The following is a 23,487-nucleotide window of genomic DNA, read 5'->3' on the forward strand; positions in this document are numbered from 1 at the left end:
TTTAAGTAGAATGACGATAATTTTATGGATATGAGGTAGTTATGGTGGTCAAAATACATATAATCGATTTAGCCCATCTTCGCATGCGCGATCTGGAACAGGTAGGAGGCAAGAACGCTTCTCTTGGAGAAATGATCAGCCACTTGTCCTCAGTTGGAGTTGCTGTACCAGGTGGATTTGCAACCACTGCAGATTTTTTTAGAGAGTTTTTAGCCCAAAATAACCTGGATAAAAAAATCTATAAAAAATTATCCGTGTTAAACGTTGATAATGTGAGCGAGTTAACTGTCGTTGGCAAAGAAATTCGTGATATGGTGTTAAATGCCCCGTTTACTCCTGAATTTGAGCAGGAGGTACGTAATGCCTATGAGCGCTTAACGCAAACGATTGGCCATGATGATTTTAGTGTGGCTGTACGCTCTTCTGCAACTGCAGAAGATTTGCCTGATGCATCGTTTGCCGGACAACAAGAAACCTATTTGAATGTAAAAGGTATTGATGGTGTTTTAAAATCGATCAAATATGTTTTTGCTTCCTTATTTAATGACCGTGCAATTGCTTATCGTACTCACCATCAATTTGAACATCATGATGTTGCTATATCTGCAGGAATTCAACAAATGGTGCGCAGTGATGTGGGGGTTAGTGGGGTGATGTTTACCATGGACACTGAGTCAGGTTTTGACCAAGTCGTATTTATTACTTCTTCTTATGGTTTAGGAGAAATGGTGGTGCAAGGAGCAGTTAACCCTGATGAGTTTTATGTGCATAAACTAGGCGTGCAAGCAGGTAGACCAGCGATAATTCGCCGTAATCTTGGCAGCAAGGTGTTAAAAATGGTTTATTGTGATGATCCCAGACAAAATCGGCGTGTGAAGACGGTTGAGGTAGATCCTGCCGAGCGTTTGGTGTTTTCTTTAACTTCTGCAGAAGTGGAAAGTCTGGCGCGTCAAGCAATGATCATTGAGAAGCATTATGGTCGTCCAATGGATATTGAATGGGCCAAGGATGGTACGAATGGCAAATTGTATATTTTACAAGCACGCCCAGAAACTGTAAGAAGTCGTGATAACAAGCAAATTTTAGAGCGTTATACGTTACAAGAACAAGGTGAGATATTAGCAGGAGGACGAAGCATTGGTCAGCGTATTGGCCAAGGTAAGGCGCGTATTATTAACGATGTTAGTGAAATGGACCGAGTACAGCCTGGCGATGTATTGGTTTCCGACATGACTGACCCTGATTGGGAGCCCGTAATGAAACGTGCTGCTGCAATTGTTACCAATCGTGGGGGACGGACTTGTCACGCGGCGATTATTGCACGCGAGTTAGGAATCCCAGCAGTAGTAGGCTGTGGTGATGCTACGCGAACAATTAGAGAGGGTGATGAGGTCACTGTAAGTTGTGCCGAAGGCGATACGGGTTTTGTGTATGCGGGCATTTTGCCATTTGAACAAGTACGTCTTGATGTGGAAACCATGCCTGAATTGCCCATGAAGATCATGTTAAATGTAGGTAATCCTGAGCGTGCATTTACTTTTCAATCCATTCCTAATTCAGGGGTTGGTTTGGCGCGACTTGAATTTTTAATTTCAAACACTATTGGTATTCACCCCCGTGCTTTATTAGATTTTGATCGCCTGGAAGATGCTGAATTGAAAAAATTCATTGCTGAAAAAACGGCGGCTTATGCTTCACCTATTGAGTATTATATTGAGCGTTTAAAAGAAGGTATTGCTACCATTGCGGCAGCTTTTTATCCCAAGCCAGTTATTGTGCGTCTTTCTGATTTTAAATCGAATGAATATGCTAATTTGGTGGGTGGTTCTTTGTATGAACCTCATGAAGAAAATCCGATGTTAGGTTTTAGAGGGGCTTCTCGTTACGTGTCACCCTCATTCGAAGAGTGTTTTGCTTTAGAGTGTCAGGCAGTAAAACGCGTGCGTGAAGAAATGGGTCTAAGTAATGTTGAAGTGATGATCCCCTTCGTACGAACTGTTGCGGAAGCCAAAAACGTGATTGACGTACTAAAACAGTATGGCTTGGAGCGTGGTAAAAACGGCCTACGAGTGATCATGATGTGTGAGTTGCCTGCAAATGCGTTGTTAGCGGCGCAATTCCTGGAACATTTTGATGGTTTTTCTATTGGTTCAAATGACTTGACTCAGCTTACTCTTGGCTTAGATCGAGACTCAGGGCTGGTTGCCGCACAGTTTGATGAGCGTAATGACGCAGTCAAAGTTTTATTGCATTTGGCTATTTCAGAATGCCTCAAAGCCGGAAAATATATTGGTATCTGTGGCCAAGGCCCTTCTGATCATCAAGATTTTGCTCAATGGTTAATGAACGAAGGAATTGAAAGTGTATCGCTGAATCCAGACTCAGTATTAGAAACCTGTTTGTTTTTAGCAAAGCAATAACTCATAATTACCATAAAAATTGTAGGTTGGGCCTTGGCCCAACAAGTAGACCAGAGCTCAATGGTGGCCCATAGCCCAATCTACATATAAGAGGCGATGGTCCTTAACTTGAGGGCAGGGATTATTACATCTTGCCTTTTTCTTTGGCATTTCTACCAATGAGGAACTAATGCAACATTTAAAAAGGTGGTTGTTTTTTGCAGGATTAATTCCTGTAATTGCATTTGCAGCTCCGGATGTCACTCATTCTGATCCCATTACCTTTGTTTTAATCAATGTCACTGCAATTTTTTTCTTTGCAATTCTTGGACGCTATTTAGCCAGACTCGCTAACTTGCCTAGTGTCCTTGGTGAGCTTTTAATGGGAGTGATTATTGGTAACCTCTTTTATTATTATGGTTATCAATTGATTATTTTGCTGCGCGAAGGCTCTTCTACTTTTGATATTGTTAGTGCGATGCTGCATGGCGGTTCTCTAACTGAGGCAGTAAGTTTGATTATTCCTAACCCAGAATATGCAAGCCAAGCAGTTGCTGCTCTAAGTAGTCCTCATGGTGCAGATTATCTTAAAATTGCTTATGTAGTGGATATTTTTTCTCGTTATGGCGTTATTTTTCTCTTATTTATGGTGGGTTTGGAAACTTCTATAGAAGAATTAAAGCATACTGGTCGTGATTCCTTTTTAGTAGCAGTTATTGGTGTAATTGCACCTATGATTTTAGGTTTTTCCATGGCTTTTCTTTTATTACCCAACGAGTCCTACCAAGCAGATTTATTTGTAGCTGCAACACTGAGCGCCACCAGTATTGGCATTACCGCGCATGTATTAGCGGAAATGAAAAAATTGCGTACTCGTGAGGCAAGGACTATTCTTGGCGCTGCCATGCTCGATGATGTGCTAGGCTTAATTATTTTGGCGGTGGTAAGTTCTATCGTCATCAAAGGTGCAGTGGATATGATGGCGGTGATGCGCATTATTTTTGCTTCATTGGCATTTTTCATTGCTGCTTTGTTTTTAGGGCCGCCCGTTTTGCGCCGTCTAATTCATTTTTTTCGCTTTCTTGAGCCTTGGGAGGCTAAGTTATTTATCTCATTCTTGTTTATCATGTTCTTATCATGGTTGGCTTCTTTTATTCAGCTTGCAACCATTATTGGTGCATTCACTGCCGGGGTTATTTTGCATGATGATTATTTTAAAGCTATTGAACAGAATCAAAAGATAAATCTTACTATCTATCATTTATTATCACCCCTGGAATCGATTTTGGCACCAATGTTTTTTATTCTTATTGGTATTCAGGTCAAACTAGAAAGTTTTTATAATTGGAAGGTAATTGTTTTGGCATCAGGCTTAATTTTTGCCGCAGTGATTGGTAAATTAATTTCAGGAGTAGGAGCTAATCCTAAAAACGATCGCCTGTTGATTGGTATTGGCATGTTGCCACGTGGGGAGGTCGGATTGGTTTTTGCGTCTATTGGTCGGACTTTGGGGGTGATTTCTGATGATTTGTTTTCAGCAATTGTGTTAATGATCATGGTAACCACATTTATTGCTCCTCCTTTATTAAAAGCACGTTATACTGCGCGGGAACGAAGACAGACAAATGAATAAATTTTTATCACAAGTATCAATAGATGCCGCGCGTGCTTTGCAAGAGGATGTAGGTATAGGCGATGTTACTGCTGAATTATTGCCGGCACAACTTTTGGTTGAAGCAGAAATTATTTCACGTGAGCCCATGGTTGTTTGTGGCCAATCCTGGGTTGAAGAAGTATTTCATCAGATAAATCCTAATATTAAAATCAATTGGAAAGTTGGTGAAGGTGATTATTTGAATAAACCAACAGTTTTATGTCATATTCAGGGTTTAGCTCGGAGTATTTTAACTGCTGAACGTAGCGCATTGAATTTCTTGCAAACACTTTCTGCAACTGCAACTCAAACTCATCGTTATGTTCAGCAATTGCAAGGTACAAAAACTCGTTTATTGGATACACGAAAAACACTGCCCGGTTTACGAGCGGCGCAAAAATATGCGGTTGCCTGTGGAGGCGGTGTAAATCATCGTATGGGGCTTTATGATGCTTTTTTGATTAAAGAAAATCATATTAAAGCCTGTGGTTCCATTGCTAAAGCCATTGCTTTAGCACGTCAAACTCATAATAATGTTTTTATTGAGGTTGAAGTAGAAACTTTGGATGAATTGCGAGAAGCGATTGCTGCAAAGCCAGATCGCATTTTATTGGATAATTTTAGCCATGAAATGTTAATTGAAGCGGTACGTATTAATCAGTCTTCGTCTTGTACTTTAGAAGCTTCCGGAAATATCACGTTGAATAATATTGCGGAGGTGGCAAAAATAGGGGTTGATTTTATTTCTGTTGGTGCCATTACGAAATCAATTCAGGCCATAGACTTAAGTTTATTAATTAGGAAAATTTTATGATGCCAAGTATCGTTTTTACTGGAGGCGGAACTGCAGGCCATGTTGCACCTAATATGCCTTTGATTCGTGAGTTCACTCATAAAGGCTGGGATGTTGCCTATATTGGTTCTGCTCAAGGAATTGAAAAAGAGATGATTGAACCTTTGAAAATTCCTTTTCATACGGTAAGTAGCGGTAAGTTACGTCGTTATTTGAGTTTTAAAAATTTATTAGATCCTTTTAAAATTGTTTTAGGAATTATTCAGTCATTTTTTTTGTTAAATAAAATAAAACCGGATGTGGTATTTTCTAAAGGGGGCTTTGTTGCATTTCCAGTGGTGGTTGGTGCATGGCTAAATCGTATTCCTGTGGTGGCGCATGAATCAGATATGAGCCCAGGCTTGGCGAATCGCTTATGTTTTCCTTTTGTAAATAAAATTTGCCTGACCTTTGACGCCGCTAAAAATCATTTTAAAAGCCAAGAGAAAATTGTAGTTACAGGAACGCCCATTCGCGAACAGTTATTTACTGGTAATTGCGAGCAAGGGTTGGCTTTATGTGGTTTTAATAAAGAAAAACCGTGCTTATTAGCCATTGGTGGTAGTTTAGGTGCTGGTTCGATTAATCGCAGTATACGTGGGGCTTTAGAAGAATTGACCCAAAAATATCAGGTGATTCATCTCTGTGGTAAGGGTAAATTGGAGCCATTGCTTAATGAGTTTCCTGGATACAAGCAATTTGAATATGCTAATGAAGATTTGGCGCATTTATTTGCTGCAACTTCAGTGGTTGTTTCACGGGCAGGAGCTAATTCATTGTATGAGTTATTGGCTTTAGGTAAACCTCATATTTTAATTCCTTTATCGACCCAGGTAAGTCGTGGAGATCAAATTCAAAATGCACGATATTTCCAAGGATTGGGTATTAGCATTGTCATTGATGACAACTCCTTAAATGCCCCTGTTTTAGTACAGGCTTTACGCCATTTGGAATCCCGTCAAGATGAAATTATTAATAAAATTAAAGACTTAGATATTAAATCTGCAACAGATAAAATTGCCTTTATTATTGAGGAGCAAGTTCATGTTCAATCCCCAAGCGCTGTATGATTTTGTTTGTCAGCAGTGGCAGGAAGAAATTCTTCCCAGCTTATGTGATTACATCAAGATCCCCAATAAGTCTCCACATTTTGATGCAAAATGGAAAGAGCATGGTTTAATGGATCAGGCAATAGATCATATTGCTGATTGGTGTAAGGCACATGCGCCTGCAGGAATGCAATTGGAAGTTTTACGTTTAGCTGGCCGCACGCCGCTCCTTTTTATAGAAATTCCTGGGCAAATTAATGAAACAGTTTTAATGTATGGCCATTTGGATAAACAACCCGAAATGTCTGGATGGCATGAAGATTTGCATCCTTGGAAGCCCGTATTAAAAGATGGGCGTTTATATGGGCGTGGTGCTGCGGACGATGGTTATTCAGCTTATTCTTCTTTAACCGCTATCCGTGCTTTGGAAAAACAAGGTTTGCCATTTCCACGTTGTGTTTTGATTATTGAAGCCTGTGAAGAAAGCGGTAGCTATGATTTGCCTTATTATATTGAATTATTAAAAGAGCGAATTGGCCAACCGAAATTAATCATTTGTCTTGATTCTGGTGCGGGTAACTATGAGCAATTGTGGATGACTACGTCGTTGCGTGGAAATGTTGTTGGTGAATTATCGGTTGAATTAATAAGCGAAGGCGTACACTCTGGAAATGCCAGTGGAATTGTGGCTGATGGTTTTAGGGTTGCAAGACAATTGTTCAATCGTTTGGAAGACGAAGTTAGTGGAGAGGTGAAACTCTCTCAATTGTATTGTGATATTCCTGAGGAGCGTAAAGTTCAAGCTCGTGATTGTGCTAAGGCTTTAGGTAATCATATTTATGATGAGTTTCCCTGGCATTCTGGGGTTGAGCCTGTAACCACAAACACCCAAGAGTTGATTCTCAACCGTACTTGGTATCCGGCTTTGACAGTAACTGGAGCAGATGGCTTTCCACCAATCGAGAATGCTGGAAATGTGATGCGACCAGTGACAGTTTTTAAATTATCCATGCGTCTTCCACCTTTAGTCAATCCGCAAATAGCAGCTACAGCAATTCATGACACTTTAACTAAAAATCCGCCTTATAATGCCAAGGTTAGTTTTTCTGTTGGTGATGGCTCAAAAGGGTGGAATGCACCAAAACTTTCTTCTTGGTTGGCTATCGCTGCTACTGAAGCTTCTAATATTTATTATGGTAAACCTGCTGCTTATATGGGGGAAGGTGGTACTATTCCTTTTATGGGAATGTTAGGTGAGCAGTTTCCTGAAGCGCAATTTATGATCACTGGAGTATTAGGTCCACATTCTAATGCACATGGTCCTAATGAGTTTTTGCATTTAGATATGGTTAAAAAATTGACTTCTTGCGTGGCTTATGTTTTGTATAAGGCAGGGAGCTAGGGGCTATTTCTATCTCAAGCCTTCAATAGGTAACTCGAGATAATCAAAATAGAGCCAAAAATAAATTAAATAATTCTCGACAGACTCTTCGAATATTGGGATACTTGCCACAGCTCTGGAACGAGCTTTTTAGTCCAACAATAATTCGGAGAACTTTAATGAAAGCAAAATATGTTGCTGCTGTATTATCATTATTTATCGTAACTCTTCCCGTTCATGCAGATACTGCCCCAAAACCACCTCCGGTCGCAAAAACAACAATGATTGCTCATAAAATAGATCTTAACACAGCGGATCTAAGCATGCTTATTGGCTCAGTTAAAGGCATAGGCAAAAAACGTGCTGAGGCAATTATTGCTTATCGTGATAGCCATCAGGGATTTAAATCTATAGACGACTTGGCTCACGTCAAAGGAATTGGCTTGCGCTTTGTTAAAGCGAAACATGATAAATTAAACGAAGTATTTGTGGTTAAATTAGCAAAATAGTTTTGTGGTAGTCATATCTTATATGCAAATCTGGCAATGACTTAAAAAAGCACTGTCAGATTTTGTAACTCCCCACGTCATCCCGAGCGCAGCGAGGGATGACGTGGGGAGTTACCAGATTTTTATAATGCAGGCTATTTTTCTAAAATTTTGTCTTATCTTTGTAATTTATGCTACTTTTTCCCCCTTTAATTTACTTTCAAACAAAAAAAACTTCATTATTTAAAATTGTTGTGGTAGAACAGTCGATTTTTATGCAAAATTAGTATAAAGTAACGCGCAAAAAGAAGAACGGGGTAGTGCTGCTTATGTTCAGGAAATTAAGAGGTGTATTTTCCAACGATTTATCTATCGATTTGGGAACAGCCAATACATTGATTTATGTAAGGGATAAAGGGATTGTCCTTAACGAGCCATCTGTAGTTGCTTTGCGTAATGAATCAGGGCAGAAACGCGTTGCAGCGGTTGGTCTTGAGGCAAAACGTATGCTTGGAAGAACTCCGGGCAACATTAATGCAATCAGACCGATGAAGGATGGGGTTATCGCCGACTTTTTCGTTACCGAAAAAATGTTGCAACACTTTATCCATAAAGTTCATGAAAATAAATTTTTACGACCGAGTCCACGTGTCTTGGTCTGTGTACCTTGTGGTTCTACTCAAGTCGAGCGTCGTGCGATTCGTGAATCTGCTATGGGCGCTGGTGCTCGTGAGGTATTCCTCATTGAAGAGCCAATGGCTGCTGCTTTGGGTTCAGGAATGCCGGTAGAAGAAGCCAGTGGCTCTATGGTTGTAGACATTGGCGGTGGTACGACGGAAGTAGCAATTATCTCTTTAAGCGGTATTGTTTATCATCAATCAGTTCGCATTGGAGGGGATAAGTTTGATGATGCTATTGTTTCCTATGTTCGCCGTAACTATGGCACATTAATTGGTGAAACCACCGCTGAGCGTATTAAGCATGAGATTGGTTCTGCTTATCCAAGCCGTGATTTGTTTGAGATTGAAGTTCGTGGAAGAAACCTCGCTGAAGGTGTTCCTCGCAGTTTCGTATTGACCAGTGCTGAAATTTTAGAAGCTCTTCAAGAGCCTTTGTCAGGAATTGTTGGTGCAGTAAGAGCCGCATTGGAGTTAGCTCCTCCTGAACTGGCCGCTGATATTGCTGAACGCGGCATGGTATTGACTGGTGGTGGTGCATTATTGAAAAACATTGATGCACTATTGATGGAAGAAACTGGCTTACCAGTGTTAATTGCTGAAGATCCACTGACTTGTGTTGCTCGTGGTGGTGGTAAAGCCTTAGAAACCATGGACTTACGTGGCGGTGATTTCCTCTCAACAGAGTAGTAATACTCATAATAGATTATTTAGCAGAGGCGGACACAATCCAATTGGATTTGTGTTTGCTCTGCTTTTCTCTATTTTTTTAATGATCTCAGATTACCATTATCATTACTTAGACAGTGTCCGCAGTGGTTTTTCTCTGATTGTTTCTCCTTTGCAATACGCTGTAGATTATCCCGTGCGTGTGGTTGGTTGGGTGCAATCCTTAGTGAGTGCTAAAAAAGCTTTAATCGATGAAAACATGCGTTTACGCTACCAGCAAGCAATGTTAGAAGCCGAGCTGCAAAAGTTATTAGTCATCCAAAAAGAAAACTCTCAATTAAAAGAATTATTACAAACTTCTTCGCAAGCCAATATGCGTGCTATGGCAACGCAGATTCTTGCTGTCGATACTAGTAATTCACGACAAATTGTTGTTTTAAATAAGGGTAAGCGTGATGGTGCTTATGTGGGGCAGCCAGTTTTGGATGCTAAAGGTGTGATGGGGCAAATTGTTGATGTGGGTCCTCTAACCAGCACTGTATTGCTGATTTCTGACTCTAAAAGTGCAGTCCCTGTACGTAATAATCGTACTGGTGAGCGTGCAATTTTAGTGGGAACGAATGACATGGAACATTTGTTTTTAATTAATTTACCTAAAACTTCATCGATTCATCCTGGTGATGTATTAGTGACTTCAGGTTTGGATAGACGCTATCCTGAAGGTTATCCGGTAGGGCGTGTGGAGCAGGTCAGTAGTGTGCCGGGAGAAGATTTTGTTAAAGTAAAAGTTAATCCTGTGGCATTGCTTAACCGCAACCGCCTGGCTTTATTGATTTGGCCTGATATTGAGCAGAAACAATTAACAGAGCAAATCAATAAGCGCTTAAATGCTAAGGAGACTATGTAATGATGAGTCTTCGGGTGCGCTTGAGCTTGGCTTTTATCATCATGCTAAGTTTATCAATATTGCCTATGCCGGAATTAATTTCTGATTTTCGGCCACCATGGGTATTATTATTGGTCCTGTATATTGAATATTTCCTGCCCGGTAATTTTAACCAAACTACCTTATTATTTGTGGGTTTGTTACTGGATGTACTGTTGGCAACGGTAATTGGTGAGCATTCTTTTGCATTACTTTTTGTTACCTGGATTGCTTCAAGCAAATCACGACGTTTTCAGTTTTTCTCAATGGTACAGCAAATCTTTTTAGTCGGATTTTTTTGCTTGTTATATCAATCGATTATCTCAATCATTTCTGCAGTGCTAGGCTTTAATTACAGCTTATTTATGCCGCTTGCCAGTGCTGGGGTAGGGATGTTTCTATGGCCTTGGCTGTGTTTATTAGGCGAAGATATTCTGCTGACGCGTTTAGTTTATCGCTAAGGTTTTGTAAGTAGTCACACACGAGATAATCGCTCTCTTGTCATCTTGGAGTCGGATAAGAGCACAGTAATATTAGTTTCTAAATGATTGGTCTGAATGATTACTGATAACTAGTAACAGGAAAAAATTATTCCAGCCCTGTTACTAGTCCAATTTATGCCAATTAAATACTATGTTGATAATAATTATCATGATTACTAAAGAGACTGCAAACTGACTCTAGCAATTTATATCCCAAGTAACAAGGTGCTGCAACAACGGCTGCTGCAGCAAGGCAACATGCTGCAACAGCAACAGCTGTAATCAAAAGAGCAGCTGGGCCAAGAATAGCGCCGCAAGCAGCTCCTCCAAGAGCTCCGAAAAAACCTCCATGACTGGCACCTAGCACGAGTCCTGATACGCCGCCTATTGCTGAACCAAATAACGTAAATTCTAGAGTAGATTTAATTGACATAATCACACCATTTTGTATAAATAATGCATTATACGATCTTTTATAAATCCATTCAAGTGATTAATGCATTTGTAAAAATGTGTACAATTTGCTTGAATAACTTTTTATTCCATTGCTTGTCATATCCAACAATGCCTACAATGATATTTGATATACTTCTGGTATCTGCATTGTAAGATGAGTTACTGATGAATGGTCTGCATCTCACCTGGTTGCAAATGATCTAATTTCCAATTACCAATTTGATGGCGAATAAGTCTCAGTGTGGGAAAACCAACTGCTGCAGTCATACGACGTACTTGATGATTTCTTCCTTCACGTAATACAATTTCTAGCCAACTGGTAGGAATATTTTGTCTAAAACGCACTGGTGGTGTACGTGGCCAAAGTGTTGTTGGAGGTTCGATGCAACGCACTTGTGCGGGCAAAAAGCGAATATCTTTTACAACCAATCCTTTTCGTAAAGGCTCTAGTGCCTCAGAGGTGGGAATGCCCTCAACTTGTACCCAATAATATTTCTTTTTGTTAAATTTAGGATGCGTTAGTCGATGTTGTAAGGCTCCATCATTGGTGAGCAACAATAATCCTTCACTATTTTTATCGAGACGTCCTGCTGCATAAAAGCCAGGCTTCTCAATAAATTCAGCTAAAGTATGCTCATGCGCCTCACCTGTAAACTGGCAAACCACACCGTAAGGCTTATTAAACAAAATGAGTTCTGGCATAAAATCAAGGTAAATTGAAAGGCCTTATGGTAGAAGGATTATGGGAGCAGAGCAATCATCATTTTCGATTTTTTATATCGTGTTGTTTTTATAGAGTAATTCTTATACAATATTGTCAGTTTATGCTTATAGCGAGCTTAATCTATGAAATATTATTTCGTGATCTCCCTATTTTTTTGTCATGTTACTTATGCACTGAACCATATTATTATGGTGGGCGATGAAAAAGTTGAAATTAAACATTATATAGGCAAAGGTAAAACATTCATTCATGTTCATCATAATGAGCAAACCGCATTAAAAGCAGCGCAAGAAGTAATTAAAAAGACAGGTGGTAGCCTCATTACTCTGGAGCATTCCGGAGGACGTAATATAGTATTTCATTTACATAACAAGTGTTATGAGTTTGATCCCAACCGTATTTTTACTGATGTGGGCATTAAAAAAACGTTAACTTCTTTGAGTCAGTATAGTTCTGAAGCTCATCGTGAAGTAAAAAAATTAGCTGATAAGATTAAACAGATTCTCCCCAAAGGCAAAGTCGTCGCAGTACATAATAATTCATCTTATTCACTAAAAGATTATTTACCTGGAAACGTCTTAGAGGGTGATGCCCAAGCGGTTCACATATTGCTGCGTAATTATTATCGTAATTTCTATCTGGTTACCAAGATCAGTGATTTTTTACGCTTGAAAAGCAAAGGTTATAATGGAGTTTTGCAAAGAAATAGCGCGACCGATGATGGGTCTTTGTCGGTTTATTTAGCAAAACGCGATTATATAAACGTTGAAGCAGGTTATGATCAGCTGATGGAACAGATTAAAATGTTGCAGCACGCTTAAACTTAATACAATGCTGTATTATTCCCGCAAAATTAGTGGAAATGGATTTGGGATTCCAAGTTATCGCATGCTATTATTATTGCCTCTAAAATTAACGGAGTTGTTGTCAATGACCTACGATAAAATCAAAGTGCCTGCACATGGCGAAGCGATTACCATTGCCGCTGATAAGTCTCTTCATGTACCTAATAATCCGATTATTCCTTTTATTGAGGGAGATGGTATCGGTGTTGATGTGACTCCTCCGATGATTAAAGTTGTTGATGCAGCTGTACAAAAAGCATATGGTTCCAATCGCAAAATAGCATGGATGGAAGTCTACGCTGGTGAAAAAGCAACAGAAGTTTATGGTGAGCATCAATGGCTTCCTAAGGAAACTTTAGACGCACTAAGAAAATACGTTGTTTCTATTAAAGGCCCTTTAACTACACCTGTTGGTGGGGGGATTCGTTCATTAAACGTAGCAATTCGCCAAGAGTTAGACTTATTTACTTGTTTACGCCCAATTCGTTATTTTAATGGCGTACCAAGCCCACTAAAAGAGCCGTGGAAAACGGATATGGTTATTTTTAGAGAAAACTCTGAAGATATTTATGCTGGTATTGAATGGCAGGCAGATACTGATGATGCTAAAAAAGTTATTAATTTCTTAATTAAAGAAATGGCTGTTAAAAAGATTCGTTTCCCAGAACATTGTGGTATTGGTGTGAAGCCTGTTTCTAGAGAAGGAACAACACGTTTAGTAAAAGCAGCAATTCAGTATGCTATTGATAATGATCGCCATACAGTAACTTTAGTCCACAAAGGTAATATCATGAAGTTTACTGAAGGTGCATTCAAAGAATGGGGTTATCAAGTTGCGCGTGACTATTTTGGTGCTAAAGAATATCAAGGTGGTCCTTGGATGGAATTTACTAACCCTAAAACGGGTAAGCAAATTATCATTAATGATGTGATTGCTGATGCCTTCTTGCAACAAATTCTCTTAAGACCAGAAGATTACAGTGTCATTGCTACCTTAAATTTAAATGGTGATTATATTTCTGATGCTTTAGCAGCGCAAGTAGGTGGTATTGGTATTGCACCCGGAGCTAACTTGAGCGATGAAGTAGCTGTATTTGAAGCAACTCATGGTACAGCACCAAAATATGCTGGAAAAGATAAAGTAAATCCTGGTTCAATTATCCTTTCTGCAGAGATGATGTTAAGGCATATGGGCTGGAATGAAGCTGCTGACTTAATCATCAAGGGTGTGGAAGGTGCTATTGAAGCAAAAACAGTAACTTATGACTTCGAACGTGGTATGGAAGGTGCTACTTTAGTAAGTAGCTCTGGCTTTGGTGATGAAGTGATTAAACATATGTAATTTAGTAAAATAAATCCAGAACAGCATATGATTTAAAATCAAACAATAACTCTTTAGTTAGGTTAGGTGAGCTGCAAGTGTAGGTCTAGGTCTACACTGAGACCTATGTTCCGCGACTTGTTCGCGGAATTTAGCTCGGTAATGGCTCCCGCGAACAAGTCTCGGGATGTGGGAAAATCAGGTCAAAGCCCAATCTACGCTAATAATTAAAGAGTACAACTTAACCTACATAATAGTGAGTCGAATGTAAATCAGGATGAGGTTATTTCATTCATTTTCATGGATGCTATCTGGCCAAAATGTTTTTGATTACTTCAAGGGTCATTTTTTTCGTTAAAATTCGCTGATTTTGCTGGCTAAATGTGTATGAGACGTCTATAAAAATAGTAAGAGGTTGTATGTTATGAGTGGGCAAAATATAGCGGAAATTGTAAGGCCAAGGCTCTCTGAGCCAGAAGTGAGCACCGAGCTTAGGTTGCCAAGAAAGTACAAAGTAGTGTTGCTTAATGATGATTATACGCCAATGGAATTTGTAGTTGACGTCTTAAAGCGATTTTTTCGTTTTAGTGAGGAAACAGCTGTTCAGGTGATGTTACAGGTTCACATTCAAGGAAAAGGTGTGTGTGGGATATTTACCCGAGACATTGCAGAAACCAAAGTAGCTCTGGTAAATGATTACTCCAGAATGAATGAACACCCATTGCTTGCGAGCATGGAGCCGGAATAGTTTGTTGTGAGCTGAAAGAGGAGCAACGACAATGTTAAACAAAGAACTTGAATTCACCTTGAATTTAGCCTTCAAGGAAGCCAAAGAAAAACGTCATGAGTTCATGACTGTTGAGCACTTATTATTGTCTTTGCTTGATAATCCAGCAGCTGGTAACGTATTACAGGCTTGTGATGCAAATATTGATGCCTTACGTCGTGATTTGATTGAATTCATCGATGAAACAACACCAAGAATACCCGAGGATGAGCTTGATAGAGAAACTCAACCTACACTTGGTTTTCAACGCGTGTTACAGCGCGCGGTATTTCATGTACAATCCGCAGGAAAAACCGAAGTAACTGGCGCAAATGTTCTGGCTGCGATTTTTAGTGAGCAAGAAAGTCAGGCGGTCTATTTTTTACGTCGTGAAAATATTACACGACTTGATGTAATTAATTATATTTCTCATGGAGTCTCAAAATATCAAAACAACGACTTGCATGAAAACATGAATTCATCTATGGATGAAGATATGGGAATAACTGAAGGTAATGAATCCCCATTGGAGAGTTATTGTACAAACCTTAATAAGCGTGCAAAACAAGGCAAAATAGACCCTCTTATTGGACGTCACGAGGAAATTCAACGTACTATTCAAGTATTATGCCGTCGTAGAAAAAATAATCCACTGCTGGTTGGTGAAGCAGGTGTTGGTAAAACCGCTATTGCAGAAGGTTTAGCACGCCGCATCGTGGATGGTGAAATACCTGATGCAATTCGTGATTGCATCGTTTATGCTCTGGATTTAGGTGCATTACTGGCAGGTACCAAATATCGCGGTGATTTCGAAAAACGTTTAAAAGCTGTATTAAAACAATTAAGCCAACAAGAAGGAGCAGTCTTGTTTATTGATGAAATCCACACCATTATTGGTGCAGGAGCTGCTTCAGGTGGGGTTATGGATGCTTCAAATCTGATTAAGCCTTTATTGGCAAATGGTGAATTAAAATGCATTGGCTCTACAACGTATCAAGAATACCGAGGTATTTTCGAAAAAGATCGCGCTTTAGCACGACGTTTTCAAAAGATTGACATTCCAGAGCCTTCAATTGATGAAACTTTTGAAATATTAAAAGGCTTAAAAGGTCGTTTAGAAGAACACCATGGGGTGAAATTCACTATTCCTGCATTGAAAGCAGCGACTGAATTGTCTGCTAAATACATCAATGACCGTTTCTTGCCAGATAAAGCAATTGACGTGGTGGACGAAGCCGGTGCTTATCAGAATTTATTAACTGCCAATAAACGTAAAAAAATTATTAGCGTTACTGAGATTGAGAGTGTGGTTGCTAAAATTGCACGGATCCCAATTAAGAAAGTGTCTGCTCGTGATAAAGACACCTTACGTAATTTGGAACGCGATTTGAAACTCTTGGTTTATGGACAAGATCAAGCCATTACCGCGTTATCTTCAGCAATTAAATTAGGACGTTCAGGACTTAGAGAGCCACAAAAACCTGTAGGTTGTTTCTTATTTGCAGGCCCCACCGGAGTAGGTAAAACTGAGGTAACACGCCAATTAGCGAATGTTTTAGGAATTGAATTATTGCGTTTTGACATGTCTGAATACATGGAAAAACATACAGTTTCTCGATTAATCGGTGCACCTCCAGGATATGTGGGTTATGATCAAGGCGGTTTATTGACTGAAGCCGTTACTAAAAATCCTCATGCAGTGTTATTACTTGATGAGATTGAAAAAGCGCATCCAGATGTCTTTAATTTGCTGCTACAAATTATGGATCATGGTACTTTAACCGATACGAATGGCCGCCAAGCAGATTTTCGCCATATTATTTTAGTTATGACGTCTAATGCGGGTGCGAGTGAGTTAGTACGTAACTCTATAGGTTTCGCTAATCAAGACAATAGTAATGATGGATTGGAAGTGATTAAGAAACAGTTCAGTCCAGAATTTAGAAACAGACTTGATGCGATTATTAATTTCGCACCATTGGATGCTGTGACTATTGGTTTGGTTGTTGATAAATTCATTATGGAACTTGATGAACAATTAAGTCATAAAGGCGTTAGCTTCAGTGTGGATAAAATGGCACGTGAATGGCTTATCGAACATGGCTACGATAAGATGATGGGAGCAAGACCTATGACGCGTTTGATTCAAGAAAATGTGAAAAAACCACTTGCTGATGAGCTTTTATTTGGTAAGTTAATGCACGGTGGTCATGTTATTCTAAGAGTCAAAGACGGTAAATTACACTTTGATAGCCAAGATCATAGAGAGGGCGTTGTTTAAATGGGATTGTCGGTAATCATAATTGCTAAGAATGAAGAAAAAAATATTAGAAGATGCCTTGAGTCAGTTCAGTTTGCTGATGAGATAATTGTCCTGGATTCAGGAAGTAGTGACCATACGGTTGCAATTGCTAAAGAGTATACAAAAAGTGTATTTTCAACAGATTGGCCTGGATATGGCGCACAAAAACAAAGGGCTTTATCTAAAGCCAGCAAAGATTGGGTACTCAATCTTGATGCTGATGAAGCAATTAGTGAAAGATTACAACAGGAAATGCTTCGTGCTATGGCTTCTGGCAAGTTTGATGCCTACCGTGTTGCCATCCAAATGAATTTTTATGAAAAACCCTTAAAATACTCATCCAGTCCCAAACGCCATGCGCGTCTGTTTAAACGTACTAATGCTCATTTTAGTACAGATATTGTTCATGAAAAAATTATTCTTCCGAAAGGAACGCGTATTGGAAAATTAAATAATCCCATTATGCATCATTCCTTCAAAGATGTAAGTCATGTACTTTACAAGATGAATAGATACTCTTCATACAGTGCGAAAATGTACATTGCAAAACAAAGAAACGCCAGCTTCACAAAAACCTTAGTCAGTACTTCATGGATGTTTTTTCGATGTTATATTTTACAACGCGGTTTTTTGGACGGTAAAATAGGTTTTTTATTTGCTGTATTTAATGCCCAAGGTGCTTTTTATCGCGGGGTAAAGCAAATTTATCAAGACAGTGATATAGAACAACTACCTAATTTAATAAATCACAAAGAGGACTTAGTGTGAAATCAATTTTTTCAGAGGAAAATACAATTTGGATCGTTCCTTTTTTTATTGTTTCATTGGCATTTGTTATTCCTATAAGCGTAAGTCTTAAATCAATTTTTTCGGTAGTTATTTTAGTTGCAGTACTAATGACGCCATATTATAGAAAAAATGTTATAGCTACATTTAATACTCTTTGGGTACGTGCGGCACTTGCATTAATTCTATTTGTAGTCATTGCTTGCTTATGGTCACAAGCACCTATATTAATGCGCACTAGTGTGACAGAAAAATATTCTAAATTACTTTATTTACCCATATTTGCGGTAGGTTTTATCAATCCTAAAACAAGACGTTGGACTTTTCATGCTTACTTTGCTGCCATACTAATTACTTGTGTGGTGTCTTTTTTAAAACAAAAAGGCCTTGTTGCTATTAATAATATGGAAGATTCGGGTGAGGTTTTCCATAATCATATTGCAACAGGATTTATGGTTTCTTTAGCAGTTTATTTCGCGGGAATTTTATCTTTTAGTGCACAGATTAAAAAATGGGAGCGTGTTTATTATAGCCTCGTGATGATTATTGGTAGTTATCAAGTCTTCTTCTTAAATACTGGTAGAACTGGTTATGTTACGTATACGGTTTTAATGACTTTATTATTAGTGCAAAAACTACCACTAAAAAAGGCTATTTTAGGTTTTCTATTGCTTTGTAGTTCTATTAGTGTTGTTTATATGGCAAGTCCTTTAATGCAAATAAGAACTGCTGCATTAATCAGTGATATTAAATTTTTACAGCAACATGAAGAAAATACTTCTCTAGGTTTTAGGGTGCAATTTCATGATTATGCTCGTTCTTTATTTGAGCGCCACCCGCTGATTGGGGTGGGGACTGGCAGCTTTAAATATCTATTTCGTTTGGATCAGCCCGTTCCTTCCTGGACAGAAAAACTCCATGATCCGCACAGTCAGTATTGGTTAACCCTATCTGAACAAGGTTTAATTGGTTTAGCTTTTTATTTGATGTTCCTTGCCTCTTTGTTTGTTATGGCATTTAAGCTAAGTAGTGAAACTAAACCTATAGTACTGGGTTTGTTGATTGTATTTAGTCTTGGTTCAATTACTGATTCAATCTTATGCTATTCCACTGCAGGTCTTCTTTTAGTTCTATTCTCGGCATTAGGTTTTGGGGAATTAATAGAAAAAAGAGCTTATGCACGTGTTGTTGTTAGTGAGACACATCACCTCAAAATATAGAAATGACCGTTTAGTTAACAGGGTGCCTATAGTTTAGACCGCAAAAGCGCCACTTAAATCGCAGTTAGAATCCACGTCATCCTGAGGAATTTATGACGAAGGATCTCTTGAATGGGGCACATGGCTAATACATGACCTTCATGCAACCTTCAGGAGAGCTCTCGCTATGCTCGGGATAACATACCTCGCGGCCTATTACGATTGAACAGGATGTAGAGTTTACATGTTCATAGTGTATGCACAGAGTTAGTCGCTGTCGCGTAATGATTTAAATGAATGGTGGTAATGGTTTTTGAGATTTAAATAAAATATTTTACTAAACAAGAACACTTTAGCATACACTATGCTCTTTTTTAAAGAGCCGCTCGGAAACTGAGGGCGATATTTGTTTTTTTTTCCCAAACCACAGAGCGAAGAATGAAGCGATGGGCTTTTGCGGACATGCTGGCTATAGGCCGCACGCTTTTTGCAAAAATTCACAAACAAAAGCGCTTTGCCAATCCCAATAACGACGTCCATTTTATGGCGCGTGAGATGGATGATTGGCTGGTTAAGGGTATTCACACTCTAATGGATGGTACTTATACGCCTCGATTCCTTAAGCGTTACTACTTTAGGGATGAGATGGTTGACCAACTGCACCTGTCCGACAGGATTCTGCAACACATCATGCTGAAACAACTAAAACCTACTTTTGCCCATGTAATGCACCCAAAGTGCTACCCTCTGCACGGGCCAAGTGGCGTGAAAGTTGCCACGCAACATATTAGGAAAGTACTAGAAGAAGAAAGACCTCAGTACGTAATTCGCGCTGATATTAAATCCTTTTACAAATCCATCTCGCACCATCAGTTAATTCAAGACATTAACGCGCTTTATGATGATTTAAAAGTACAAACAATGCTTAAGGAGAGCATCATCAATCCCATTGAGACACCACGAGGGTATAAAAATACCGACCATGGGATTGCGCTGCGTGGACCTTTATCTCAGTTTTTTAGTGGCATTTTTCTAAAACCACTTGATCAGGCCTTCGATGGGATGAACGTGACTTATCTGCGTTATCAAGACGATATATTAATTTTATGCCAGACCCCTGGTCAACTTGAGCGCTGCAAACAGCGCATGAATGCTGTATTAAAAGAAAGACGGCTACAGTTATCAAGAAAAAAAACAAGAATAGGCTCTATTGAAAAGGGTTTTCATTTTCTCGGAATTAATTATCCAGGGACACAAACCTTGGATAACACCACCGTGCCGCAGGTTAATAATCAATCAGTTAATACGCTCGAATTGAGCATAATTCCCCCAGATTGTGGGGGGGGGTAAGACAACTGAACACTTATTGCCTGAGCCAAATCGGATTGTTCCGCATCCACGGACACTGCGTAAGGCACGTGAGCAAGTCAATCAAATGGTCATTAATGGAGTCTCTCTCCGACGGATCAGCAATTACTTGTATCGTTGGAGCACGTGGTGGGCGGGGACATCAGAATGTTGGGATTATCAGGAATTATTGGGATGGTTTTTTAAGGCGTGCTGGGCATCAAATCCCGCCGCAGGCTTTGCGGCAGGGTTATTGCTCAAGGCTAAATCTTCATTCCTTGTACACCTAGGTCATCTTCCAGATTTTGAGTCGGGGTATGCAGTCGCTCTATAAGCGCCGGCAAGTCGATTTCAGTCCTCGCTTCATCTAAGGCCGTCACGGCCGTTAAATTCTGCTCGGCCCGCCGCACGCCCTTCCCACCCGCGGCCCCATTACGCATCCGCAGCGCATAAATTCCAAAATCCCGACCAAGACCAACCAAACTTTCAGACCACAATTGCGATTTTTCCAAGACCCAATTATAGATTTTGAGTGAACGCTTTAATTTCGGTTTCTTAAAGTCCGGGTTATTCCAAAACGCTTCTTCAGGGTCGCAATAATGATGGCGTATATGCGCTGGTATTAGAGTCTGAGCCAGTCCAACTACAGTACACCAATGCAATTCTCTTTCTTTTTCTGTCCAGTTATCATACTTCTCTACAGAGGTGCGAAGCGCTGTAATCAAGGGTTGTAAATTAAAATGAACTTCGCCGCTGCGCCACTCGCCTTTTAATTGATACACCACGCCTCTGTCCATGTGTTCTTTGGCTTGTTGTTTCAGTGCCACTCTTATCTTTTCGCCTTGGTCATTTTTAGGCAGGCAATCGAGAAACATATTGGCCATATAGCGCACGTCTTTAGTCCACATCGCGTGTTGTAATAAAGTGATACTCGGAAACTCTGCACCTGAAATATCTCTTAAACGGTGTGATACCAATAAGTCCTCAGGGTGTTCTTTTAATATCTTCTCCATCTCATCTTGTGCACCTAAACCCGCAAGAGCGAATAGCACTTTTATCCGTAAATCAGGGCGTATCTTAACTAAACTCGCTACTCGTGCAATGTTACCTTCAAAAGCGTACTGGGCTAATTTAGCCAGGATGCGATTGCTTTGAATGGTATCACTACGAAAGAGTGGGTAATGTCTCCTGCGCATACTTTTTATTTCTTGAGGCTCATCTGTTTTATCTAAATGACTCGAAATAAGCGTTACGATATCTTTGGGTAGTATGTCGTCTAAGGGATACTCTGTCTTAGCTTGTGCCATGAAGTAACTCCGATAAATTTAATTTGCATATTGTATATTAATTGAACTTTAGAGGCAATATTCTCTTGGTTGAATCTATTTTTCACTTATTTTAATGAACCTATGTGGTATCTGGTATTAAAGCCACTTACCCCTTACACTGCATTACTTTAAAATAAGGATAAGAGCAGTAAGTAATGAGTTTGAATGTGGATGGATTCACGCAAGTGGTGAGTGGTGGTGTAGTGAATATTGTTGTAGACCACAACCATTGCTTAATTAAACTGGCCCAGAAGCTCCCTTGGGATGAGATGCTGGAGTTAGTGCTTCCTGATTTACAGCGCACGGATAAAAAACACTGGTGGATGGGTAGGCCTTTACGAGTTCGCGTTCATTTAGGTGTTTATGTTGTGCAGCAGATGTTTGATTTAACGGACAGGATGGCAGAACAGCAGGTGCGTGACAATGCGGCTTTTAGGCTGTTTTGTGGTTATGGGTTGCTTAAGAAATGGCATGTGCCAGACCATACTAAGATAGAAGCCTTTCGTTCCCGCTTAAGCCCTGAAACCCAGCGCCAGTTGGCTAATTTAATCAGCCAACACGCGAGCCGATTGGGTTATGCCAATCCATCGGAACTGGATGTCGATTCAACGGTTCAGGAGGCGAATATCTCCTACCCTGCACTGGTTAATTTATTAGTAAAAGTAGCGATTATGGCCTCAACTGTAGGCAAAGGGCTTAACACTTTATGCCATGAAGGCCGTGAGCACTATCGTGTGGGTCTAACTCATTTAAAACAGATTGCGCTTTATTACTTTAACCTCAAGCGTAAAGAAGCTACTACTGAAGTATTAAAAGTGGTGCAACAGCGATTATGGCGGGAAACTTATGAACGTGTATTGCCCATACTTCAGAATCTTTATCAGTTAACTGATAAAGTACAGGCTGGAATCCATTGGCCTTTGAGACGTGCCATGGCAATACTCGGTTCTCGCGGAGCCATGCTGTTGTCCAATGTCCATGGTTATCTCTTTGAAGGAGTAACCAATGCGAGCATCAGTTCTTTGCATGCCCATGAGGTGGGTTGTTTTAATAAAGGCAAGCTCAATAAAGGATTGCAATTTGGCCGTGCTTTTCAGCTGGGGCGGATTGGTGGTAATTTCCTGGTGGTGGGTCAATGTTCGTCTCTTTATATGCCTGATGCACAATCCTTGCCTGCGATGCTGGGTTTACATCAGAATCTGTTTGGAGAGGGTGTTCTGCAATCGGTTGCCACTGATAAGGGATATTACTCTTATGACAATGAACAATTATTAATAAAGACAGCAGTAGCTGATATTCATCTACCAAGGCCTGAACGAACATTAGATGCACCACCAGAAACAACCCCTTGGCTAACCCGCAAGTTATTGCATGACAGGCGTGCAGGCATTGAGCCGCTCATTGGTCACACCAAACACGCCGGTCAAATGGGACGAAGTCGGATGAAATCTGATGAAACTACTAAAAGTGCTGGTTATGCCGCCGTGCTTGGATTTAATTTAAGACAGCTTACTCGCCATATTACGGGAGAGGTGCGTCCAAAAAGTGATGAATTAACATCTCAATCAGCAAATGAAGCGCAAATTGATATAAAACTAGCCGACTCATCGCGATTGAGGTGATCTAGATCACTCGCCCTGAGTATATATGAGTTTGTATGATAAAAAAAGCGTACCACTGATAAATTATTATCCAAATCATTACGCGACAGCGACGAGTTATCCACAGAATTTGTGGATATGTTGTCACTGTCGCGTAATGATTTGGATAATAATTCCTAAGAGTATTTGTCAGAGTTCAGCTAATGGCGTCAACTTAAGGCTATTTCCTCTTTCTCTCTGTCATTAAGTTAAGGAA

The 23,487-nt window shown here is 39.8% G+C and carries 20 protein-coding genes; 17 read left to right on the forward strand and 3 right to left on the reverse strand.

Annotated elements, in window-relative coordinates:
- The first annotated feature begins 41 nt into the window (after window positions 1-41).
- The 9 genes from ppsA (at window position 42) to mreD (ending at window position 10,535) form a co-directional block, all read left to right on the forward strand.
- Entirely contained in the window at window positions 42-2,420 is a 2,379-nt protein-coding gene (gene ppsA, locus QM652_RS08115) for a phosphoenolpyruvate synthase (protein ID WP_415074634.1), read from the forward strand.
- Between the two features lie 169 nt (window positions 2,421-2,589).
- Window positions 2,590-4,032 (forward strand): cation:proton antiporter, encoded by a 1,443-nt coding sequence (locus tag QM652_RS08120; protein WP_415074636.1) that lies wholly within the window; start codon window positions 2,590-2,592, stop codon window positions 4,030-4,032.
- Window positions 4,025-4,867, forward strand: coding sequence for a carboxylating nicotinate-nucleotide diphosphorylase (nadC, locus tag QM652_RS08125; protein WP_415074638.1), 843 nt, complete (start codon window positions 4,025-4,027; stop codon window positions 4,865-4,867). The genes QM652_RS08120 and nadC overlap by 8 nt, the downstream gene beginning before the upstream one ends.
- Window positions 4,864-5,955, forward strand: a complete 1,092-nt coding sequence (locus QM652_RS08130) for an undecaprenyldiphospho-muramoylpentapeptide beta-N-acetylglucosaminyltransferase (protein WP_415074640.1) — start codon at window positions 4,864-4,866, stop codon at window positions 5,953-5,955. The genes nadC and QM652_RS08130 overlap by 4 nt, the downstream gene beginning before the upstream one ends.
- Window positions 5,930-7,336: a M20 family metallopeptidase gene (locus QM652_RS08135; protein ID WP_415074642.1), complete on the forward strand. Its 1,407-nt coding sequence runs from the start codon at window positions 5,930-5,932 to the stop codon at window positions 7,334-7,336. The genes QM652_RS08130 and QM652_RS08135 overlap by 26 nt, the downstream gene beginning before the upstream one ends.
- A gap of 158 nt (window positions 7,337-7,494) precedes the next feature.
- Complete coding sequence (locus QM652_RS08140) at window positions 7,495-7,824, forward strand: ComEA family DNA-binding protein (protein ID WP_415074643.1); 330 nt, start codon at window positions 7,495-7,497, stop codon at window positions 7,822-7,824.
- 308 nt (window positions 7,825-8,132) lie between these two features.
- A complete protein-coding gene (locus tag QM652_RS08145; protein WP_415074645.1) occupies window positions 8,133-9,170 on the forward strand; it encodes a rod shape-determining protein in 1,038 nt (345 codons plus the stop codon).
- Window positions 9,148-10,056 carry a rod shape-determining protein MreC gene (gene mreC / locus QM652_RS08150; protein WP_415074669.1) on the forward strand — a complete coding sequence of 303 codons (909 nt, stop codon included), beginning with the start codon at window positions 9,148-9,150 and terminating at the stop codon, window positions 10,054-10,056. The genes QM652_RS08145 and mreC overlap by 23 nt, the downstream gene beginning before the upstream one ends.
- Window positions 10,056-10,535, forward strand: coding sequence for a rod shape-determining protein MreD (gene mreD, locus QM652_RS08155; RefSeq protein WP_415074647.1), 480 nt, complete (start codon window positions 10,056-10,058; stop codon window positions 10,533-10,535). Before mreC ends, mreD begins: the two co-directional genes overlap by 1 nt.
- A gap of 163 nt (window positions 10,536-10,698) precedes the next feature.
- On the opposite strand, the gene QM652_RS08160 is transcribed toward mreD, so the two are convergent.
- A complete protein-coding gene (locus QM652_RS08160; RefSeq protein WP_415074648.1) occupies window positions 10,699-10,989 on the reverse strand; it encodes a hypothetical protein in 291 nt (96 codons plus the stop codon).
- Window positions 10,990-11,171: 182 nt separating this feature from the next.
- Window positions 11,172-11,714 (reverse strand): pseudouridine synthase, encoded by a 543-nt coding sequence (locus tag QM652_RS08165; protein ID WP_415074650.1) that lies wholly within the window; start codon window positions 11,712-11,714, stop codon window positions 11,172-11,174.
- A 144-nt stretch (window positions 11,715-11,858) separates the two neighbouring features.
- Here QM652_RS08165 and QM652_RS08170 point away from each other — a divergent pair, with 144 nt between their 5' ends.
- The 7 genes from QM652_RS08170 (at window position 11,859) to QM652_RS08200 (ending at window position 20,305) form a co-directional block, all read left to right on the forward strand.
- On the forward strand, window positions 11,859-12,557 hold the full coding sequence (locus tag QM652_RS08170; protein WP_415074652.1) for a protein tyrosine phosphatase: 699 nt from the start codon (window positions 11,859-11,861) through the stop codon (window positions 12,555-12,557).
- A 109-nt stretch (window positions 12,558-12,666) separates the two neighbouring features.
- Window positions 12,667-13,923 carry an NADP-dependent isocitrate dehydrogenase gene (icd, locus tag QM652_RS08175; RefSeq protein WP_415074654.1) on the forward strand — a complete coding sequence of 419 codons (1,257 nt, stop codon included), beginning with the start codon at window positions 12,667-12,669 and terminating at the stop codon, window positions 13,921-13,923.
- 403 nt (window positions 13,924-14,326) lie between these two features.
- Window positions 14,327-14,650, forward strand: a complete 324-nt coding sequence (gene clpS, locus QM652_RS08180; RefSeq protein WP_415074656.1) for an ATP-dependent Clp protease adapter ClpS — start codon at window positions 14,327-14,329, stop codon at window positions 14,648-14,650.
- Window positions 14,651-14,681: 31 nt separating this feature from the next.
- Complete coding sequence (clpA, locus tag QM652_RS08185; protein ID WP_415074658.1) at window positions 14,682-16,949, forward strand: ATP-dependent Clp protease ATP-binding subunit ClpA; 2,268 nt, start codon at window positions 14,682-14,684, stop codon at window positions 16,947-16,949.
- Complete coding sequence (locus QM652_RS08190) at window positions 16,950-17,738, forward strand: glycosyltransferase family 2 protein (protein WP_415074660.1); 789 nt, start codon at window positions 16,950-16,952, stop codon at window positions 17,736-17,738.
- Window positions 17,735-18,976 carry an O-antigen ligase family protein gene (locus QM652_RS08195; RefSeq protein WP_415074662.1) on the forward strand — a complete coding sequence of 414 codons (1,242 nt, stop codon included), beginning with the start codon at window positions 17,735-17,737 and terminating at the stop codon, window positions 18,974-18,976. The genes QM652_RS08190 and QM652_RS08195 overlap by 4 nt, the downstream gene beginning before the upstream one ends.
- A gap of 417 nt (window positions 18,977-19,393) precedes the next feature.
- Entirely contained in the window at window positions 19,394-20,305 is a 912-nt protein-coding gene (locus tag QM652_RS08200) for a reverse transcriptase domain-containing protein (RefSeq protein ID WP_415074664.1), read from the forward strand.
- A gap of 260 nt (window positions 20,306-20,565) precedes the next feature.
- Here the strand turns inward: QM652_RS08200 and QM652_RS08205 are convergent, their stop codons facing one another.
- A complete protein-coding gene (locus tag QM652_RS08205) occupies window positions 20,566-21,609 on the reverse strand; it encodes a hypothetical protein (RefSeq protein ID WP_415074666.1) in 1,044 nt (347 codons plus the stop codon).
- A 176-nt stretch (window positions 21,610-21,785) separates the two neighbouring features.
- Here QM652_RS08205 and QM652_RS08210 point away from each other — a divergent pair, with 176 nt between their 5' ends.
- Window positions 21,786-23,252, forward strand: coding sequence for a transposase (locus QM652_RS08210; RefSeq protein ID WP_415074667.1), 1,467 nt, complete (start codon window positions 21,786-21,788; stop codon window positions 23,250-23,252).
- The last annotated feature ends 235 nt before the right edge of the window (window positions 23,253-23,487 follow it).

Source organism: Legionella sp. (assembly GCF_047605385.1).
In the GTDB taxonomy this organism is placed as follows: Bacteria; Pseudomonadota; Gammaproteobacteria; order Legionellales; family Legionellaceae; genus Legionella.

Bases quoted from the DNA above. Each gene is read 5' to 3' on its own strand.
- QM652_RS08210 (WP_415074667.1), top strand. From the start codon at position 21,786: ATGAGTTTGAATGTGGATGGATTCACGCAAGTGGTGAGTGGTGGTGTA.
- QM652_RS08130 (WP_415074640.1), top strand. From the start codon at position 4,864: ATGATGCCAAGTATCGTTTTTACTGGAGGCGGAACTGCAGGCCATGTT.
- clpA (WP_415074658.1), top strand. From the start codon at position 14,682: ATGTTAAACAAAGAACTTGAATTCACCTTGAATTTAGCCTTCAAGGAA.
- QM652_RS08135 (WP_415074642.1), top strand. From the start codon at position 5,930: ATGTTCAATCCCCAAGCGCTGTATGATTTTGTTTGTCAGCAGTGGCAG.
- nadC (WP_415074638.1), top strand. From the start codon at position 4,025: ATGAATAAATTTTTATCACAAGTATCAATAGATGCCGCGCGTGCTTTG.
- QM652_RS08170 (WP_415074652.1), top strand. From the start codon at position 11,859: ATGAAATATTATTTCGTGATCTCCCTATTTTTTTGTCATGTTACTTAT.
- QM652_RS08190 (WP_415074660.1), top strand. From the start codon at position 16,950: ATGGGATTGTCGGTAATCATAATTGCTAAGAATGAAGAAAAAAATATT.
- ppsA (WP_415074634.1), top strand. From the start codon at position 42: ATGGTGGTCAAAATACATATAATCGATTTAGCCCATCTTCGCATGCGC.
- mreD (WP_415074647.1), top strand. From the start codon at position 10,056: ATGATGAGTCTTCGGGTGCGCTTGAGCTTGGCTTTTATCATCATGCTA.
- QM652_RS08205 (WP_415074666.1), bottom strand. From the start codon at position 21,609: ATGGCACAAGCTAAGACAGAGTATCCCTTAGACGACATACTACCCAAA.
- QM652_RS08165 (WP_415074650.1), bottom strand. From the start codon at position 11,714: ATGCCAGAACTCATTTTGTTTAATAAGCCTTACGGTGTGGTTTGCCAG.
- QM652_RS08200 (WP_415074664.1), top strand. From the start codon at position 19,394: ATGAAGCGATGGGCTTTTGCGGACATGCTGGCTATAGGCCGCACGCTT.
- QM652_RS08145 (WP_415074645.1), top strand. From the start codon at position 8,133: ATGTTCAGGAAATTAAGAGGTGTATTTTCCAACGATTTATCTATCGAT.
- QM652_RS08160 (WP_415074648.1), bottom strand. From the start codon at position 10,989: ATGTCAATTAAATCTACTCTAGAATTTACGTTATTTGGTTCAGCAATA.
- icd (WP_415074654.1), top strand. From the start codon at position 12,667: ATGACCTACGATAAAATCAAAGTGCCTGCACATGGCGAAGCGATTACC.
- clpS (WP_415074656.1), top strand. From the start codon at position 14,327: ATGAGTGGGCAAAATATAGCGGAAATTGTAAGGCCAAGGCTCTCTGAG.
- QM652_RS08120 (WP_415074636.1), top strand. From the start codon at position 2,590: ATGCAACATTTAAAAAGGTGGTTGTTTTTTGCAGGATTAATTCCTGTA.
- QM652_RS08140 (WP_415074643.1), top strand. From the start codon at position 7,495: ATGAAAGCAAAATATGTTGCTGCTGTATTATCATTATTTATCGTAACT.